Here is a 17,554-nt window from a genome sequence, read left to right on the forward strand (position 1 = left end):
CAGCGCCGTTGCGGACGGGGCCGCGTGTGGCGGGTCGCTTCTCGGGCAGGCCGCGGGGGCGGTCCCTCCGACCGCGGCGGCACCTCACGACCTCGACCTTCGTCGACGCGCGAGACCGCAAACCCTTCGGGACTGATCACCTCATGCGCACGGCAGATGAATCCGAACATCCTCCGGGACAAACTGTTCCTGCAGCCATGCCGCGAGATGATTGGGCCCCAGCCGCCGGAGGTCTTCATTGAAGTCGCCGAGCTGCGGGCGAAGCACGAGCGCGACGACGCCGGCCTCACCTGCTCGCCGGCTCAGTCGCTCTATACCGTGCCGGCCGGCCGCGTCCGCGTCGGCCGCGATATAGAGCCGCTCGCAGCCGGGCGGGAAAGTCGTGGCTGCCAGGTGATTGGCGGAGGTTGCCGCGACCACCGGCAGGGTCGGGAACACCGTGCGCAGCGACGCCATCGTCTCGAGGCCTTCGCCGGCGGCCATGACCGGAATGGCCACACCGGGTTCAAACCCCAAGCGGATGCCGTTGCCGAGAACATTGCCCATCGATCGACGGGGAGCGGCGACAAGCGCCTTGCCATAGCCGTCCGGCTCCAGCCAGGTGCGCTGGACGCCGGTCAAAAGACCGTCGAGGTCAGTAATGGCGGCGATCAGCGCTGGCAGGGCGACCATTTCGCCGGTCGCGAAGTCTCGATAGTAGCAGTTCGGGTGGAAGCGCAGCGCTCGCTCGCGGGCGGAGAGGACAATGTCGCGGTGACGCAGATACTGCTCCGCAAGAGTGCCGCCGAGAGGTTTCGCCATGGCGAACAGGCGATGGGCGGCGCTGGGAGAGCCCGATGCTGCAGGCCGGTCTCGCTGCGTAATCGAGGGTGCAGGTCGTGGCAGGCTGAGGAAGCGCCGCGCCTCGTCGGCGACATCGCGAAACGCAGAGAGCCCGCAGCTGTGCTGAATGACGTCGAGCAGATCACCGAATTCCCCGGTCGCCTCGTCCGTCCATTTGCCAGCCGCTCTCTTGCCGCTTTCCGACCCCCTGAGGCGGACATGCATGGAACGGCCAGGCGCGTTGTGGACATCGCCGACTACCCAGTAATTGCCCTGGCGACGCCCGCTCGAAAGATACGCGCGGCACACCGCCTCAGCGTCTCGAGCGAGACGCCACGCGAGGTCGGAGGCCAAACCTCTGCTGCCCATGATGCTCTCTCCTTCATGCTGCCGTACGGTCGGTCAGGCAGCGGCGGTGTGATCGGTTCGTCCGGTCGCCGATGCGGCAAGCGATGCGGCCGCGTTGGGCGTGGCGCGAGCCGTCGTGACGAAGCTCATGGGAAATCCTCTCCGACAGCGAGGGAGCCCCGTCGACACACTCTCTGCCCATGCCGGCCGAGCCGCACACTTCCGGGCCCGGCTCTTCCGGCGGGATGCCATCGCACGACCGAACGGCGGCACGACATCCCTGACGTATGTCCCTATGCGAATAGTGGTTGCGTCAGCGCCAAACTGGTGAGTCAATATGCGGACGGGGATGCGGCAAAGGCCCGGAGCAAGCGGAGGCGATGCGACGATACAGGATCGGCAGCGAAATCTTTGACGAGAATGCCGCAGCGTTGCAGCTGGCTCTTCACGAGGCGTATGCGCGAAAGCAGCGGCCGCTTTGCCAATGCAAGGAGCCGGAGATCATGATGTACATCGCCCGGTTGGGCGAGCAGTACGTCGTCAAACGCATGCCGCTGACGGGCGGGGATCACGATCCGGCCTGCGAGTCTTACGAACCGCCTTACGAGCTGTCAGGGCTTGGTGCTCTGGTTGGCAACGCGATTCAATTGGAACCCGCGACAGGCATGGCCACGCTGAAGCTTGATTTCAGTCTGGCGAAGACGGGAGGCCGAGCAGCGCCAATCTCGTTGGGAAACAGCTCGCACCCCGTCGAAGGTGCGGCCAGAAAACTGAGCCTGAAGGGACTGCTCCACTATTTGTGGCATGAGGCCGGGCTGACGAAATGGACATCCAACTGGGCCGGCAAAAGGCATTGGTGGAACATTCGGTGGCACCTCCTCGAGACGGCAAAACAGATGATCGTCAAGGGGGCGCCACTCGCTGACATACTGTTCGTGCCGGAGCCATTCCGCTCGTCGAACAAGGCAGCGATCGAGCAACGCCGCGCCGCGGCGCTGGCGGCCGCCTCGCCCCGCAGGAACGGACCGAGAAAGCTGATGGTGTTGGTTGGCGAGGTGAAGGAATTCATGGCGACGCGATCGGGTCAGAAGCTGATCATCAAGCATATGCCGGGCTTCGTCTTCCTCGTCGACGACGGCCTCAATGGTCGTCTTCAGGTGCGCTTCAGGAATGAGATATTGCTATGGAACGCCGATGACACCGCGCACCTGATCGCAATCGCCACGTTCGCGCTCGATTCCGTCGGCTTGGCGGTCGTCGAGGAAATCGCACTGATGGTGGTGGCTCCGAACTGGGTACCCTATGAGACGGTCTCGGAAAGAAAGCTCGTCAACGCACTGGCAAAGCTACGAGAGCAAAGCACCAAGTGCTTGCGCTACAATTTGGCCCCTGACGAACCGATCGCTGCGGCATTGTTCCCGCGGCGCCAGCCAAGGCCGGTGGCGCTTTACATAGTTCCGGCAGGTACGGGTCCTGAGTTCGAGACGGCGCTGGATCACATGATCAGAACGCGACCGGAACTGGACGCCTGGATTTGGCGGGTTGGTGACGAAGAGATGCCGTCGCTGCCGCTGCGATAGTCGATGGCGGAGCCCGACAGTGTCGCCGAGCTCCGTTTTCCGACACCTGGTCGCTATTCGGCGGCTTCGACCACCGTGTCGGCGCCCTCATCGTCACCGGCGAGAAACGCCGGAAATTCCGAGCTCCCCGCTTCTACGCCAATGGGCTCTTGAACTGCAGACAGCTCTTGACCGGGCATGCGCAGCGGTTCTGGCAGCCAGTTGGAGCCATCGAGAAGCCGTGCCGCCTCGCGCGCCATATCCTGTTTCTTCAGGTGATCAATCAATTGTGCCGACTGCTCACCCTTCACGTCTCGAACGGCTTCGAGAATGCGTGCCTTGGTCACGCGCCCAAGGTAGTTGTCGAACGTCGGTGTCCATCCGGCCGCAACCATGTCGAAGCCGATCGACCGTGCCAACTGGTCTGCGTGCGCGAGCGCGCGGCCGCCTGTTCCACGGCTCCATGACGGCATTCACCGACAAAGAGACGCAATGCGCGAAAAGTGCCTGTCGGCTGGCGTCATCGAGACCGATCAGGAATTCCCACAGCTCGGTCTCATCTTTCGGAAGATCGCGTCGCCAGGCTTCCTGCCGCTCGTCAATTTCCTTCGCCCAGACCGTGTCGGCAAGGCCCTGCGTCTGCGGGAAGTTGGCACTCTTGAGACTTAGCTCGAGCGACGTGTCTGACGCGAAGTGATAAAATACCTGCAGAACATAAGCGTGGAGCGCCGCGACAAACGCGGCGACCGGATCGTTGGCGAGCGCATTGCGCAGCGCCAGGGTGCGCTGCGCGGTGAGATCGAGCACCAGCCGATCTGGCAGAGGACGAATGTTATCTTCTTCCTCGGGCACAGCCCCGTCTGTCGATTGGCCATTGACGACAACGCCGGCGGAATGGTCGCCAATCACTTCATCGACAACGCCGTCCTTATCAGGTTCTGTCCCGGGGCCACTGGTGCCTTGGTCATCCTCAGGGCGGATGAAGCCACGTTCAATGCGCAGCGTCCCGTCCGAGTCGAGCATGACGAAGACGCCGGCGCGCGCAATCTCGTCCGGATTGTAGACGTGGGGTCGATCATTCAACGCGTCGAGTTCACCGCCAAGCTGCTCGAGCTTCCTTTCGACATCGGCATCATAGTCGGTCGCTTCGGCGTATTCGGCGTCGAGTTGGTCGTACTCAGCCCGCAACGCGCAATGGCGCGCCAACTCTTCCGCCGACAGTTCCTTGGGTTGACCATGGATGCGGCGCATACCGGCAGTGTGGCCGTAGGCAAAGTCGATCGCACCCTCGACCCACTTCCAGCCCTCCGCCTTCAAGGCAACGGTGTCGCTTTTCAGCTTTTCGAAGGCGAGTTGCTCAAGAAGCGCAGGATCCTGATACCATCCCCCGCGGTCCTGCTCGAAGAGGTCGCGCAGGATGTCGCCCCCGGCTCGTTCATAGGCCTCCGCACCGACGTAGACGGCACGCCGATCGTCGGCTCGGATCGCAGTTTCGGTTAGCAGGCGTTTGATGTAGTAGGGCTCGCGCACATGCGACTGGGATATCGTCGCCCAGACCTGTTCCTGGCGGGCATGATCATTGTTGATCGAGAACGCCATCACCTGCTCAAGCTTCATCTCATCCCCAGCATAAAGATCGAGGAGTTTGGGGGACACCGATGCCAATCGCAGCCGTTGCTTTACGGTCGCGGTGCCGACGAAGAAGCGCGCGGCGATCTCCTCTTCACTGAGCCCTTGGTCGCGCAAAGTCTGAAAAGCGCGGAACTGGTCCAGTGGATGGAGAGATTGGCGCTGAACGTTCTCGGCAAGCGAGTCTTCTTCTTCGGACGTCGTCGCCGTACTGACGATACAAGGCACCGGTTCGGTCCTTGCCAGCTTCTTCTGCTTCACAAGCAGTTCGAGTGCGCGGAAACGACGCCCGCCTGCCGGTACCTTGTACATGCCGGTCGCCTCGCCGTTCGCATCAAGGACCGGCCGGACGTTTAGACTTGCGATAAGTCCGCGATGGGCGATGTCGGCGGCAAGATCCTCGATCGATACGCCTGCCTTGACCTGGCGGACGTTGGCTTGCGATAGCTGCAGTTTCTCGAAGGGAATGTTTTGCGCGGCGCTCAGAGTAATCTTCTGATTGGTCTTGGCCATATCCGTGGTCTCCGAGACGGGCCGGCCGGAGCCTCTCTCCGGACCTCCAAACCCGTCACGGAACACCCGCCCCCCCTCTTCCTCCACCGACACGCCAGTCGGACTGTCGAGCAGCAATCCTGGGTCCCGCCGTACGCCCTCGCGCGCCCCTGCTTACCCTCTAGGAGGGCGTTTTCGGCTGTCGGGAATGCATCCAGTCCGCTACTTGTTGGGCCTTGCTTGCAGCGGCAAAAATAGCTTTCGGATCACTCTTGATAACCTCCAGCCACGAGGCGATGTAGGCAGCGTGGTCAGGGCGAGGATGATGGGCAATGGCAAGGTCGGCGAGGATCAGGCCACTAAGAAGTTCGACGATGATTTCTTCTTGGGCATAGGCGGCGGAGCCGAAGCGACCAGTTAGATCCCGATCCAGTCGATGTTTCGCCCCCGACGCATGACCGCTCTCATGGATCCAGACACCATAGAACGATGTGGCATCGCTGAACTGGGAAATGACCGGCATCAGGACAGTGTCCGTCCAAGGCTGGTAGCAAGCATCGGAACCGCCGAAAACCGTCTTGATCCCGAGATTGGTCAGGAAAATTTCGGCCTTGGCATGCCGCGCGGCGTCAGAGAGCGGCGGCGCTGCCGGCTCGACGTCGTAGCCGTCGACCTGTGCGACGTTGAAGACCGAAAAGGCTCTGCCGAACATTCTGCGACGCGCTCGGATGGTGTCATCCGCATCCTTGTCCTCGCAGCCGATTGTGGACGGCTCCTTCCACAGAATGACCGTAGTCGCTTTCTCACCCCTTCGGACCTGGGCTCCGACCGCTTCAAATTGGCGGTAGGTACCCCATTGGCCCTGTGCAAAGCCTGCGCGAACGGCGGCAGCCCAAAGCGCCAGCGTATTGATGCCGCGATACCGGCGCCCGGTAGCTATATTGGTCGGGCGCGCGGCAGCGGCGCCGTCGTGGTGCCATGGCATTTTCCACTCCCCGGCGCCCGCTTCGATAGCGGCGACGATCTCGTTGGTAATGCGCACATAGACATCAGCGCGTTGCTCCTTCATGGTCGGACCTCCATGACGGGCGGCCGCGAGACTCTCCGCAGCCTCCAAACCCGTCACAGCTCCCACCGCCGCCCTCTCCCGCTGGCACTTCAGCCGCCGGCAGGGCCGGATCGGACGCGGCCTCTGCGCCCCAACAGCACTACTGCTTCGCAATCAGTGCCGGCAGAATCGAGACGTTTCATCCGCTTGGCAGAGCAACAATGTCTGTTACGGGAGGAGGTGCAGCGGGTTGGATTGATGAAGCATTCCGGAAGAACAAAACCCGTCCTGGTTCGCCAAGGTCGCGAGGCGAATGACCTCAGCGAAACTCGATGTAGGGTACTCTATTCGCTTTCCTTCACGCCCAGAGCAATCAAGGACGCGCTCGACGATGAACGCAAGCAGGCGCGACAAGAAGAAGGCCCCGCTCTAGACGCCGATCTTGTGGTCAGGCTCCGAGCGGTGATTCGCGCTAAATGCGACGGACAGGCGCCGGATACTGCGCGACCAGATCGTCGACAGTCAGCAAGGTAATGCCTTCCACAATCGACTGAGCAATCAAGATCCGGTCGAAGGGATCTTTGTGAATGGCGGGAAGCCACTCCGCGGCTATGGCATGCTCGTTTGTGATAGGCAGCTCAAAATAGCCGTTGTCGATCAGGCCCCGGCGCAAAAGACGCGCATCGGCCGTAAAGTCAGCGCGGCCCAGTCTCCGTTTGATCGCAATCTCCAAAAGGCTTGCAGCGCAGAATGGCATTCTGGATTACCGCGCGGTGGGCGGGAGCTTGTCAGGCTCGCCCGCCGCCCAGAGCAGAAGATGGGTATCAAGCAGAAGTTTCATGCGCCGCCGCTAAACAACTTCTCAATTTCCTCGGCAGCCATGCGATCAAAATCGTCCGGGACGGAAAACTGCCCGGCCATAAACCCGACGCGATGCATTTCCCCGGCGGTAGGAGCATCTATCGCGACGACCTTCACCATCGGCCTGCCTGATTTGGCGATAATGAAAGATTCGCCCTTGGCCGCCTTATCGATAAGGCGTGACAGATGCGTCTCGGCCTCGTGAATATTGACGGTCTGCATTGCGGTCTCCATGACTTAGTCCATGCAACTTGGTCTACTCGTGCGTGATCTTCAAGGCCATCTGCCGAAGAGGTTGAAGGCCCGTCCGGTGGAGCCCTCCGGCCTTGTTCTCAGCCCCGGTTTGGGCGGGACGCGCATTGCGAAGCGCTCCCAGCTTTCGTCTTGCGGTCGCCTTCAACTGTGGCGAGACCACGGTTGGCATCGAGCCGATCGCCGAGAAAGACCCGTGTGAGCTCGCTGTCCACCACAGTCGCTGGACATCCCTTTTGTCTTTCTTCCTTTCGGACGGTTCCGCCATGGTCACAGCCCATACAGCCGAAAGGTCGATCGTCCGGACGGTTCGCGCACGGCGTCGAATGCCTGCAAACGTTCAAACAAGCGGCGCGGCTCAAACCGCGACAGGTTGGTCGCAAGCGAGCCGGAAACCGCGTCTTCGTCGAGACGCGCTTACCCTGCCCGAGGAAACCGAAATGTAGCTTAACTGCATGTCTCAGCGTTCACGCATCAGTCGCTCTGAGCGCTCCTCCGTGTTAACGGTTCCGAAACCATATCGTTAGGCAAGATCTATCTAATATTGATGATCTAAATCAGCTCATGTATCCTAATTGTGCATATTTTTCATTTTTGACGTTGTTACCATACGACGCCATATGCGCCTTCGAAATCGTTATAGAAACTTGACGGCACCGCTGCCGTTGGAGCCAGTCGTATGACCATCGGCCACGCACGCGCGTGCCCCGAAGTCCTGGGGCTATTGTTGACCTCCAAGTGCAACATTACGTGCAGGCACTGCTGTAACGATTCGCATCCCGCCAAATCGGAATCGGCATCGTTCGAGCGGACTTCCCGGTTGATCGACGAAGCCGCGGAGATTCCGTCGATCAGAGAAATCGGAATAAGCGGCGGCGAGCCGTTTCTCTATCTTAGGCTCTTAAAAGAGATCATCTCCTACGCCCGCACCTGCGGATATACGTGCTCCGTGACCACTAACGGGTTTTGGGGCGGCTCGCCAGGAGCGGGCCGGCAGTTGGATGAGCTAAGGGATGCAGGGCTTGGCGCCGTCAACATCAGCACCAGCCCGTTCCATCAGGAATTCCTGCCGCTGAGCAGGATTCTCGGCGCTGCAAAGACAGCACTGAGTGTCGGACTGAAGGTAACCGTGAACATCGTCTCAACGTCTACTACCGAGATTGACGACGTCCGTGGCGCATTCGGTGACTTGGAAGACAGGGTGCGGTTTGTCGTCATGCCCTGCTTGCCGGCTGGCCGCGCCTTGACGAGCGTGGAACAACAAGAATTCCCTGCGGATTTCACTTGGCCACTAGGCAACTGCCGGGAGCATTTCAAGAAGCTTGCAGTCGACCTTTCTGGCGATGTCTATCCGTGCTGTTCACCCGGGGGCTTTACCGAGCCGCTGCGGATGGGAAGCGCGCATCGCTCCACGCTTGGCGAGATCGTGAAGGCATCGGAGCAGAACAAGCTTCTCGCTGTCCTGGAATCCGTCGGGCCGGGTTTTTTCCTGCCTTTCCTGCGTCAGCAAGACATTGACGACGAGATTCCGGAACGTTTCAGCGATCAGTGTCATCTATGCCATTTCATGCTGTCTTCGCCGAAATACGCCGAGAAGGCCGCCAAGTGGGCGGAGTTGTTGGTGAGCGATCTGGCCACGCTTCCCGAAAGCGAGCGGCCGGCCGACAATTCAAGACTGGCAGGCTTGAAGGAATTCGGGGCGCAATCGGTGCTGCCCATCTAGTGCAGTGCGGTCACTATCCGAGGAGGGAACGATGTCGGATAAACGATCACCTGGAATGCTGTCACGACTGGGCCTATCGGCAACGGACCGCGAGAAAGTGGCCGAGGTGACCAGCGATCTGATCGCAATCCACGTCTACCGCGAGCTGCAAATCCGCAACGATCTGGCGAAAGTGGCGGGATGCTCGATTATCGGCAACTGCTCCAACGGAAGCTGCGACATCATCGGCAATTGTTCGTCATCTTCCAAGGACATGCTGTGATGGAGGACAATTGGATGAGCGGCACACGCGCACTGGTCGAGGAGAGCCTTTCGACCATCGAGATTGGTCGCCCTGGCGACGACAAGCTCGTCGATGTCCTGACGCAAATCATTGATGAGGAGGTCGCGCTGATCGTGCGGCAGAATCTTGAGGATCGAAAACCGGCAACACCCGGGAAAAGAGAATCGCCAGGTCCACTGCCCGCCGTCGCTGCTCAGCGCGTGGGGTCGAAACCGGGGGGTCGAAAGCCGGGAAGCTGAAGTCAATTTCGCTCAACAACCAAGGGAGGCTTCGCACGAAACATCTTGGATTAACGCTAAAACTTATCTCGTAACTTGGGAGACGTATTATGGCTGACAGATTGAGCCTTTCAACTCTGAAACTGAGCGTCGAACAGCGGGAGCAGGTCGCAGAACTCGCCGGTGATCTGATTGCGGTTCAAGTTTATCGCGAGTTGCAGCGGGCGGGCGAACGCGCCGCGGATTCAGGCTGCAACATCATCGGGAACTGCTCCAGTTCCTCCAAGAGCGCACTGCTCGAAACGATCGCAAGGTAGGGTGCGCCAGGCGTGTGAAGGCATCCCCTCGACCGGGATGCCTTCCAATCCCGACGCGCCCTCACGCTATTGCCGAGGCAGTCGAAAGACACCCCTTACGTCCGGGAGCGGCGCGTTTCGGTTTGCTCAAAAACCAACCGTTCAGTTCACGGTGACCTATGAACAAGCCTCTATCCATTCCGTCCTTTCCCCTCCTGCAACATGGCGTGGAGATTGTTCCCGTCGAGGAGGGAAAAGTCCTCCTGCGCTCGTTCACGGGAAGTGTGATGCTCTCTGGTGATTTCGTTGCGGTCGTCCTTCCGTCGCTTCTTCCGCTGCTCGACGGCAGGCATGGGATTGAAGAACTGGCGGCCGAATTCGACGAGACATTGCGGCCGGACATCGAAGATTTCCTGACACTGATCCAACAAAAGGGTTTTCTCGGCAAGGCGGTGCAGCCCGGACGAGAAGATGACGCGGTCAAGCTGTCGGGCAGGGACGGTGCGTACTGGTCCTTATACGGTGCGAGCGCCAGTGAGGCGGCAAGACGGCTGGCGCTATCGACCGTGGTGGTTGCGGGGCTTGGGGAGGTCGGCAAAATCGTTGCCACCATGCTCGCAGCCTCCGGCGTCGGGACGCTCGTTCTTGTCGAGGGCGCCACGCCGTCGGTCCGATCGGATGGCTCCGACGAGGCCAAAGCGTCGGAAGCAGAGAAGACCGGACTGTTGTTGCGCAAGCAATACGCATGCCGCGTCGTGACGATACCGGCACCTGTCGACGAAGCAGCCGATTGGGAAGAGACCGTCGCGTCTGCAAGCGTTGTTGCGGTCTTGAGCGACACCATGTCTATGAACGGCTACGACCGAGCCAACGAAGTGTGTATCAAACATGGCGTGCCTTGGGTTTCGGCAAGGATCGATCGACAACGCGCCATCATCGGCCCGTTCGTCATTCCAAACCAGACCGCATGTTTCGCCTGCTTCGAGGCCCGCAGTCGGGCCAACGCGGATCATCCGGAAGATCACGAGGCACTCTACCGTCATTGGAAAGAACTGAAAGTCAGACGCGACATCTGGCCGTCGCTTCTTCCGTTCGCCGGTATCGTGGGGAATTTTGTAGCCCTGGACTTGTTACGCGTCCTTGCCGGCGAGCATCTTTCGGCAGCGGCGGGGCGCATCATCAATATCGACCTTCCGACGATGGAGCGAAGCGTCCATGAGGTGCTGAAGCTGCCAAGATGCCCGGCATGCTCGCGGTTAAGGGACCGCAGACCAACCAAGATATGGGACATCATCCCAACCGAAACGCGGTCTGTCGGCTAAGCATGGCAGCATCCGGAGACAGCACGTATGCAGCTTCACCACCACTTGGCATCGCCGATCGAGGATACTCTGCGCAAGGCACTCAGACTTGTCGACGATGAGACAGGGATCATAAAGATCCTGCACGAGGCGCCATGCGCCCCTGACTCGCCGAAAATATTCGGATGCGGAGCGCTGTCCAGCGACTACAGCCGTTTCGGATTTCCCTCGGAAAGCCCTGTCAGCGGCTCCACATCACTCGTGCGCGACCAGGCGCTTGTCGGGGCAATCGGCGAGGCGGTTGAACGATATTCTGCCGCCTATGTCCCCTACGACGAGATTATTTATCGTCCCATCAGTACCGTGTCGGCCACTGCGGTTTCACCTTGGTCGCTCTCGCTATATGACGACGTCCAGTTGGCACGGCCCGGTTTCGGCTATTGCGCCCTGCGGCCCGATGACACGATCGGCTGGGTCATCGGCTTCTCGCTCACGCGCAAACAGCCGGTCCTGGTTCCGGCATTCGCGGTCTATCAACCGTACATTGGTCGCACCGGAGAAAAGCCGGTAGTGCAACAGATCACGACGGGTTTGGCCTGCGGCAACACGGCGGAGGAAGCGATCCTTTCGGCCATCTGCGAGGTCGTGGAGCGCGACGCCGCAATGCTCATGTGGCTTCAAAGTCGTCGTCCGCCGAAGGTCGTCATCGAATCGCGAACCCCGGATTTGGTGGGGGAAGCGCTCGGCCGCTTCGGACCGATCTCAAGTCATGTAACCTTGCTCGACGTCACGACCGATCTTGCCATTCCCGCTTATGTTGCCGTCTCCGATGTACCCATGGACGGAAGGCGCGGCGCGACGTTCTCTTCATGCGCCAATTTGGTCGCCAGTCGCGCGGCCGTTGGTGCACTCACCGAACTGGCGCAGTGCCTGTTATGGGTGAACAGCCTTGTCGACAAGGGCGCGCATCTGCCCAACCCCTCGCTTGAGGAGATTGCCCAGATCGAGGAGCACGTCCTATGGCCCCTTTTGCCGGAAAACCGCCAGGCCTTCGAATTCGTCCTTTGCTCTTCGCGAGAGACCGAGATACCGCAAGACCCTGACGGGCCTGCCGACATACTCGATTCGATTACGCATTGTGTCGAACGCATCGCGCGCGCCGGGCTGGAAGTCGTTGCAGTCGATGTGACCTCCCCGGACATTAGAGAGTGCGGGCTGCATGTATTCAGGGCGATCATTCCAGGTGCGCAACCGCTCTATTTTGGTAGCGGCCTGCACAGGATCAGTGTTCGCGCCACCAGCGCTGGATACGCCGATCGCGCGAGCGACCGGATCAACCTCCACCCGCATCCTTTCCCCTAGTCGATTTCGCAAAGGTCACTCATGCCCGACCCTCATGGAACTGACATATCCAAAATCCGAGGCCGGCTTCTAGGCGAACGCAATCTGTTCTCCGTCTCGGAGCTGTTTCATGAAAACAGCAGGATCAGCCGATCAGCGCCGCGGATTGCGCAGAGCCCGCAATCCGCTCTTGTCGCTCCGGCGGGCTTCAAACGATACATTTATGCTCCCCGCGTTGCCTTGCCCGATCCACGCACGGCTGAGACGGATAGCATTTGGGATATCATGACGTCGCGCCGATCGGGGCGCAGCTACTCGGGTCAGGGGATTGATCTCCAGAGTGTATCGGACCTGGCGTTTTACGCGCTGGGCACGCCGGACAAGGGACAGAGACGCTGCGTGCCGTCAGGCGGCGGGCTCTATCCGCTCGAACTCTATGTGGTGGTCGCTCGCGTGGAGCAGTTGCCAGCTGGTCTCTATCATTACGATCCGCGTTCGCATGCCCTGTGCGAACTTGGCCGAGCGGACGGCCTGGCATCGGTAAGGCAGGCGGTGTTCATTCCCGAGGCAGTCGACAACGCCGCGGCCGTCTTCGTCCTGACGGCGGTATTCGGCCGCTCGAAGATCAAATACGGCGAGCGGGCCTATCGTTTTTCGTTGTTGGAAGCGGGTCACGTCATGCAGAACATCTGCCTCGCGGCGACCGCGCTTCGCCTTGGCGTATGTCCCGTGGGTGGTTTCGTCGACGACGAAATGAACGATCTGCTTGACGTTGACGGCGTTGAGGAAGCGGTCCTCTACGCTGCGCTCATCGGCTCGCTCGACACGATCGACGGCTGAACATCGCCGTCTGTTGTTTCAGGCCTTCGAGCTGTTTGCGCATTCAGGATTGCGGCCTTAGCCACTCGCCACCGATCTCGATGGTGAGACTTGACCCTTGCAGATCATCACCCAACGGCTCGTGAGAGCCACCGAGATGACAAGCCAGGAATTGTTCCACGACGGCCATGAGAGCGATACGATTGCGCTGGCCTACCAGGAAATGGCCTTCGTCGGGAAATGTGACCAAGGTCACCGGCACGTTCCTTCGCAGCAAGGCGTGCGCGATGTCCCTCGACTCGGCAGGATTGACGCGCACGTCGCGCAGTCCTTGGGCAATCAACATCGGCCGGGTCATTTGCTCGACATGAACAAGCGGCGAGCGTTCCTGAAGCCATCTTCGTCCCTCCGTGGTCGCGGGGTCCGCCAACCGGCGCAGTATCATGGCAAACCAGCTGTGCCAGTAAGGCGGTATTCGCGCGATGAAGGACAGAAGATCCGAAGGGCCGCAGATATCGATGAAGCAGTTATAGAGATCGGGTCTCCTCGCCGCGGCCATCAGGGCGGCGTAGCCGCCATAGCTGGCTCCAAAGAGCCCGACCCGGTCGGGATCGGCAATGCCCTCCTTCACCGCCCACGCCACGCCATCGTCGAGATCATCCTGCATGCGGCCGCCCCACTCGCGATCAGCCGCATTGGTGAAGGCCTTGCCGAAGCCGGTCGAGCCGCGGAAATTGATGCTCAGTACCGCATAGCCGCGGCTCGCCAGCCATTGATGCAGGGGTGAAAAACCCCAAGCATCCCGGTCGTAGGGCCCGCCATGGACGACGACAACGAGCGGCGAGCGGCGAGCGCGGCCGGACGGACGGGTGATATAAGCGGGCAGCGTCAGTCCATCTCTCGACTGTATGGCAACGGGCAGCATAGGCCTCAGCGGCATGCCTTGAAGATCGTCCCGCTCGCGGAAGAGCTGAAGCGTGCGCCGCCTGCCGCGCTCGGATACACGCAACTGTGCGGCAGCGTCGCTCGCCTCGAGGCGGATCAGCATGCGCCGTCTCCCGGCGCTGACGTCCATGATCACCAGGTCGCGCCCGGCAGCGTCCTCAAGCTGCCGCGCTAGGTCGTCCGCGAATGTCTCATCGATCGGGTGCCAGCGACGTCTTGCGGCGAGGGCAGCTGCGGCAAGGGGCCAACCTGTGTCGGGGTCGTAGACGACTTCCGCGATATCGGCTTCGCTGTCGGTAGCAAGAACCGTCGATGTCGCAGTTCGTGCTTCAATCACGACGAGAGCAATGCGATCGCGGCCGCGTGAATCGAGCAGGAACACCGCCTCACCGTCGGCACTCAAGCCATCTATACGCGTGGTCAAGGAATCCTCTGCCGGGATTTCAAGAAAGGGAACCCATTCTCCATGCCCTTGTCGCCTGACGACCTCGATCGACCCGTCCTGCCGCACCCGCTCAGCGAAGCACACAGCGAGGCCAGCGTCGGCATGCAGCCGGCTGAAGCCGGGATTCGCGAACACCGTCATCCGCCGACCGGTCGTTGCGTTGACCCGAACCAGGTCAAAGCTTTGCCGATCCCTGTCGTTGACACTGAACAGGATGTCGGACGGAATACGTGGCGAGGTGCGATTGAAAAGCGCTCGTGTGCCGCCGCCAGGCGTTAGCGCGACCTCTGCTCCGGTATCCACGTCGATGCTGAATGCCTGATAGTTCTCATCGCCAGCAGAATCTCGAAAGACGACGACATGCCGCCCGTCCGCCGCCCAAAACAGCGCCGGCGAAACGGAGCGGACACGTCCGCCGGTCAGGCGTTTGGCGGAAGCCGTATCAAAGGCCTCCGCCACCATTACGCTTAACATCCCCCCTTCATTCTGGAGCCAGGCGATCCGGGTGCCCTCGTCGCTCAGTCGTAGATGTGATCGGAGGGGATCGGCAAACACGACTTTTCGCGCCAGCAAAGCGGTCCGCCGCTCACGGCCTGGAGCAATTTCGCGTTCGTTGGCCACGCTACGCGGTCGCCGCCAGAGCCGATACCGGACCGGTCCTCGGCGCCCTGTGACCGATCTGGGTTCCCGAATAACCGGGTACGATCAGGCCCACTTCCGACAGCAGCGACAGGATCGTCCAGACAGGCGCCATGTCCGGAAGTGGAACCGCGAGATTGGCGAGCGCCTCCGCGACGGTGAAATAGCCATTGAAGCGGCGTAGCAAGGGTGCAGTAAAACCGGTGTCGATCATGAAATGGCGTGGCTGACCGTCGTTGAAGAATAGCAGTGCGTGGCGTCGCTCTGCGACCGAATCCAGCAGCGCCGGGTCGGGCAGCCGGTCGCAGTCCATGGCAAGCTGGCCAACGGCGAAGCGGAATTCCATTTCTGTCACGCCCTCCCGTCGATAGAGCGGCGTCTGCGCCAGCCACTCGTCCGCTTCGACATGCCAGCCTCGGACTGGAGACAGAACGGGGCCGCCCCGCTTCCATTTCAGAGCCGCAAGGATGCCTTCGAAGTTGGCAAGTTCAACCAGGATCTCGGCCTTGCGTACGTCTGGACACAGTGCCCGAATGGTGTCGGGCAGATTTGAAAGATAGGCCTGCATCACGCCCTCGTATTGATGGCTCTCACCGTACATGAGTTCGTGGTTTCTGAAGACAAGCGCCCCCAGCGCACGGCAAAGATCGACGGGACGCTCGTACCAGCCCTTCGAGAGCAATGTGGCCGTGTGGGGAAAGCTATTGAAGAAATCGGTCCCGTGACCGAGCAGCCGAGCGGCGATCATATCGTTGAGGGGAAAATCGCCGCTCTCGAAGATCGCGCGCGGGGGTAAGGGCGAGTGCACTGTTTTGCGATCGCCTGTCTGCCGCGCCCAGTCCGTGTCGGGCAGAATGGAGGCTTGGTAGAGATTGACCCGCATGTGCTTGGAAAGCAGGTAGTCCACGGATTCCTCGAACGATTTCAGATTGTCGCCCGGTATGCCGATGATGAGGTCCGCCGCGCCCGTCGTCGGAACATTCTTTTTCTGGATCGCCGCTAGGTGACGCTCGAAGCTGTCGGTCTTCCAACGTCCGCGCCCAAGCTTTTCCAGAACATCCGGATTGGTGCTCTGGAGGTCTATCTCGACATAGACGTCCGCTTCGCGGTAGAGGTCGAACAGCCGGTCGTCGAAAAAATCCTGATTGTGATAGACGTTGAATTTTGTTGAGGCGCCGAGCCGCTTTTTCTCCTGAACAATGTATTCGAGCAGCTCGATCGCGCCTTGTTTCTTGTATCCGAACATCGCGTCAATGATGAAAATGGCGCTGGCATTGTGCGAGAGAAGCCAGGTGAGCTCTCGGTGCAGGCGATCCATTGGAAAGGCAAAGCGCGTGTTTGATCCGTTGCCCCATTGGCAATAGGCGCACTTCATGTAGCAGCCGCGATAAGTCTCCAGCAGAACTCTGGGGTAGCGCGCGAGCGAGGTGCCCGACCGGTCAAACAGCTCGATTGGAACAGTGCCCGACAGGAAGGGCGACGCAAGCTCGTCCAGTGCCCGGATTGGTGCGCTTGGTCTTTCGTGTACGACAACGCCGCCGCCGAGAAAACTCGTACCTGGGATACCGCGCGGAGAGTCTTTCTCCGCGGTTCGCAAGACAACCTCGCCAAGGGTCCGTTCGCCCTCGCCCCGCACCACCACGTCCACATCGCGGGAGGCAAGCCAAGGTTCCGCCGCCTCGGGCGTCGCCAATTCAGGCCCTCCGGCGACGATCTTGATCACCGGAAATAGCCTTCGGGTAATCGCGGCAAGCTCGCGATAGGCGAGGTTGTTCCACAGATAGATCGAGAAGCAGATTATGTCGGGCTTCACGGCGTCAATTTTCGCCAGGTAGCGCCAGATTTCCGAGTTCTTCCGCTCGTAGTGGGAAAGGCGCGTCCAATCGAGGTCGATCATTTCCACCTGGCAGGCGACGAGCTGACTGTTACCCTGCAATTCGGCGGCAAGGCCATAAGTCGCAAGGGGGAACTCTATAGAGATCGACGTTAGGAGTATTTTCATCCGCGCAAGCCACGAGCAATGACGGCTTCACTTCAAGGACAAATGCGCCGGCCGCACTCAGCAAGGTCCGGCCAGACCAATTCCCAATTGTCGTTTCAGTACAGTAACGTACGCACTCGCCATGGGCGCTCGGCATATGAAAAATGCGAGCACAATATCGCCACTTAAGCTTGAATTATAATCTTATCTTAGATGCGATCGATAGTCAAAGACTTCCAAAGTCTACGGAAACAATCTAGAGACGGAGATAATAATTATCTCAATTTTTCTTTAAACCTTGTAGGGTGCAGCCCGGGCGACGACGGCTGCGATGCAGGTGGCGAACTCAAGTGTGCGCGTCGGTCGTGGCGGGTTGCGATGCGATGCCAGTCCTTGCGCCGCTGACAACACTGGCCAAGCGTAAAGGAGTCACCTCGTCCAGAAAGGTTGGATCGCGATCACCTTCCCTCTATGAAGTCGTCTGGCGATCCAGCTGCTAGCCCCGATTTGACGGCCGTTATCCGACTCCCAGATCAAAGCCCGCTCTGCTCG

The 17,554-nt window shown here is 60.3% G+C and carries 14 protein-coding genes and 2 pseudogenes; 8 read left to right on the top strand and 8 right to left on the bottom strand.

Annotation, left to right across the window (positions count from 1 at the left end):
• Positions 1-141: 141 nt before the first annotated feature.
• Positions 142-1,191 (bottom strand): DUF7146 domain-containing protein, encoded by a 1,050-nt coding sequence (locus BLS48_RS28595; RefSeq protein WP_091585133.1) that lies wholly within the window; start codon positions 1,189-1,191, stop codon positions 142-144.
• Positions 1,192-1,550: 359 nt separating this feature from the next.
• Here BLS48_RS28595 and BLS48_RS28600 point away from each other — a divergent pair, with 359 nt between their 5' ends.
• Positions 1,551-2,750, top strand: a complete 1,200-nt coding sequence (locus tag BLS48_RS28600; RefSeq protein WP_091585135.1) for a DUF1173 domain-containing protein — start codon at positions 1,551-1,553, stop codon at positions 2,748-2,750.
• A 53-nt stretch (positions 2,751-2,803) separates the two neighbouring features.
• Here BLS48_RS28600 and BLS48_RS28605 read toward each other — a convergent pair.
• The 5 genes and pseudogenes from BLS48_RS28605 to BLS48_RS28630 all read right to left on the bottom strand — a co-directional run.
• A pseudogene (locus tag BLS48_RS28605) lies at positions 2,804-4,871 on the bottom strand (ParB/RepB/Spo0J family partition protein).
• Positions 4,872-5,031: 160 nt separating this feature from the next.
• Positions 5,032-5,919: an ArdC family protein gene (locus BLS48_RS28610; RefSeq protein ID WP_091585137.1), complete on the bottom strand. Its 888-nt coding sequence runs from the start codon at positions 5,917-5,919 to the stop codon at positions 5,032-5,034.
• 451 nt (positions 5,920-6,370) lie between these two features.
• Positions 6,371-6,655, bottom strand: coding sequence for a type II toxin-antitoxin system VapC family toxin (locus BLS48_RS28615; RefSeq protein WP_208604682.1), 285 nt, complete (start codon positions 6,653-6,655; stop codon positions 6,371-6,373).
• Positions 6,656-6,735: 80 nt separating this feature from the next.
• Positions 6,736-6,981: a type II toxin-antitoxin system Phd/YefM family antitoxin gene (locus BLS48_RS28620; protein ID WP_091585224.1), complete on the bottom strand. Its 246-nt coding sequence runs from the start codon at positions 6,979-6,981 to the stop codon at positions 6,736-6,738.
• 300 nt (positions 6,982-7,281) lie between these two features.
• A pseudogene (locus tag BLS48_RS28630) lies at positions 7,282-7,422 on the bottom strand (DUF1403 family protein); the annotation flags it as partial.
• A gap of 268 nt (positions 7,423-7,690) precedes the next feature.
• Here BLS48_RS28630 and BLS48_RS28635 point away from each other — a divergent pair.
• The 7 genes from BLS48_RS28635 (at position 7,691) to BLS48_RS28665 (ending at position 13,013) form a co-directional block, all read left to right on the top strand.
• Positions 7,691-8,734 (top strand): radical SAM protein, encoded by a 1,044-nt coding sequence (locus BLS48_RS28635; RefSeq protein ID WP_091585141.1) that lies wholly within the window; start codon positions 7,691-7,693, stop codon positions 8,732-8,734.
• 97 nt (positions 8,735-8,831) lie between these two features.
• A complete protein-coding gene (locus tag BLS48_RS35810) occupies positions 8,832-8,996 on the top strand; it encodes a hypothetical protein (protein ID WP_167365278.1) in 165 nt (54 codons plus the stop codon).
• Positions 8,997-9,010: 14 nt separating this feature from the next.
• Positions 9,011-9,256, top strand: a complete 246-nt coding sequence (locus tag BLS48_RS28645; protein WP_143019533.1) for a hypothetical protein — start codon at positions 9,011-9,013, stop codon at positions 9,254-9,256.
• Between the two features lie 89 nt (positions 9,257-9,345).
• A complete protein-coding gene (locus BLS48_RS28650; RefSeq protein WP_091585147.1) occupies positions 9,346-9,552 on the top strand; it encodes a hypothetical protein in 207 nt (68 codons plus the stop codon).
• A 158-nt stretch (positions 9,553-9,710) separates the two neighbouring features.
• The gene (locus BLS48_RS28655; protein WP_091585149.1) at positions 9,711-10,853 is read left to right on the top strand and encodes a TOMM precursor leader peptide-binding protein; all 1,143 of its coding nucleotides are present in this window, start codon (positions 9,711-9,713) and stop codon (positions 10,851-10,853) included.
• 27 nt (positions 10,854-10,880) lie between these two features.
• The gene (locus tag BLS48_RS28660) at positions 10,881-12,194 is read left to right on the top strand and encodes a YcaO-like family protein (RefSeq protein WP_091585151.1); all 1,314 of its coding nucleotides are present in this window, start codon (positions 10,881-10,883) and stop codon (positions 12,192-12,194) included.
• Positions 12,195-12,458: 264 nt separating this feature from the next.
• Positions 12,459-13,013, top strand: coding sequence for a SagB/ThcOx family dehydrogenase (locus BLS48_RS28665; RefSeq protein ID WP_167365279.1), 555 nt, complete (start codon positions 12,459-12,461; stop codon positions 13,011-13,013).
• Between the two features lie 43 nt (positions 13,014-13,056).
• Here BLS48_RS28665 and BLS48_RS28670 read toward each other — a convergent pair whose 3' ends face one another.
• Positions 13,057-15,003: a S9 family peptidase gene (locus tag BLS48_RS28670; protein ID WP_143019534.1), complete on the bottom strand. Its 1,947-nt coding sequence runs from the start codon at positions 15,001-15,003 to the stop codon at positions 13,057-13,059.
• A gap of 1 nt (position 15,004) precedes the next feature.
• A complete protein-coding gene (locus BLS48_RS28675) occupies positions 15,005-17,023 on the bottom strand; it encodes a B12-binding domain-containing radical SAM protein (RefSeq protein ID WP_091585157.1) in 2,019 nt (672 codons plus the stop codon).
• Positions 17,024-17,554: the final 531 nt, after the last annotated feature.

It is taken from the genome of Mesorhizobium qingshengii, from assembly GCF_900103325.1.
GTDB classification, from domain to species: domain Bacteria; phylum Pseudomonadota; class Alphaproteobacteria; order Rhizobiales; family Rhizobiaceae; genus Mesorhizobium; species Mesorhizobium qingshengii.

Bases quoted from the DNA above. Each gene is read 5' to 3' on its own strand.
- BLS48_RS28675 (WP_091585157.1), bottom strand. From the start codon at position 17,023: ATGAAAATACTCCTAACGTCGATCTCTATAGAGTTCCCCCTTGCGACT.
- BLS48_RS28635 (WP_091585141.1), top strand. From the start codon at position 7,691: ATGACCATCGGCCACGCACGCGCGTGCCCCGAAGTCCTGGGGCTATTG.
- BLS48_RS28595 (WP_091585133.1), bottom strand. From the start codon at position 1,191: ATGGGCAGCAGAGGTTTGGCCTCCGACCTCGCGTGGCGTCTCGCTCGA.
- BLS48_RS28600 (WP_091585135.1), top strand. From the start codon at position 1,551: ATGCGACGATACAGGATCGGCAGCGAAATCTTTGACGAGAATGCCGCA.
- BLS48_RS28620 (WP_091585224.1), bottom strand. From the start codon at position 6,981: ATGCAGACCGTCAATATTCACGAGGCCGAGACGCATCTGTCACGCCTT.
- BLS48_RS28615 (WP_208604682.1), bottom strand. From the start codon at position 6,655: ATGCCATTCTGCGCTGCAAGCCTTTTGGAGATTGCGATCAAACGGAGA.
- BLS48_RS28645 (WP_143019533.1), top strand. From the start codon at position 9,011: ATGAGCGGCACACGCGCACTGGTCGAGGAGAGCCTTTCGACCATCGAG.
- BLS48_RS28650 (WP_091585147.1), top strand. From the start codon at position 9,346: ATGGCTGACAGATTGAGCCTTTCAACTCTGAAACTGAGCGTCGAACAG.
- BLS48_RS28665 (WP_167365279.1), top strand. From the start codon at position 12,459: ATGACGTCGCGCCGATCGGGGCGCAGCTACTCGGGTCAGGGGATTGAT.
- BLS48_RS28660 (WP_091585151.1), top strand. From the start codon at position 10,881: ATGCAGCTTCACCACCACTTGGCATCGCCGATCGAGGATACTCTGCGC.
- BLS48_RS28610 (WP_091585137.1), bottom strand. From the start codon at position 5,919: ATGAAGGAGCAACGCGCTGATGTCTATGTGCGCATTACCAACGAGATC.
- BLS48_RS28655 (WP_091585149.1), top strand. From the start codon at position 9,711: ATGAACAAGCCTCTATCCATTCCGTCCTTTCCCCTCCTGCAACATGGC.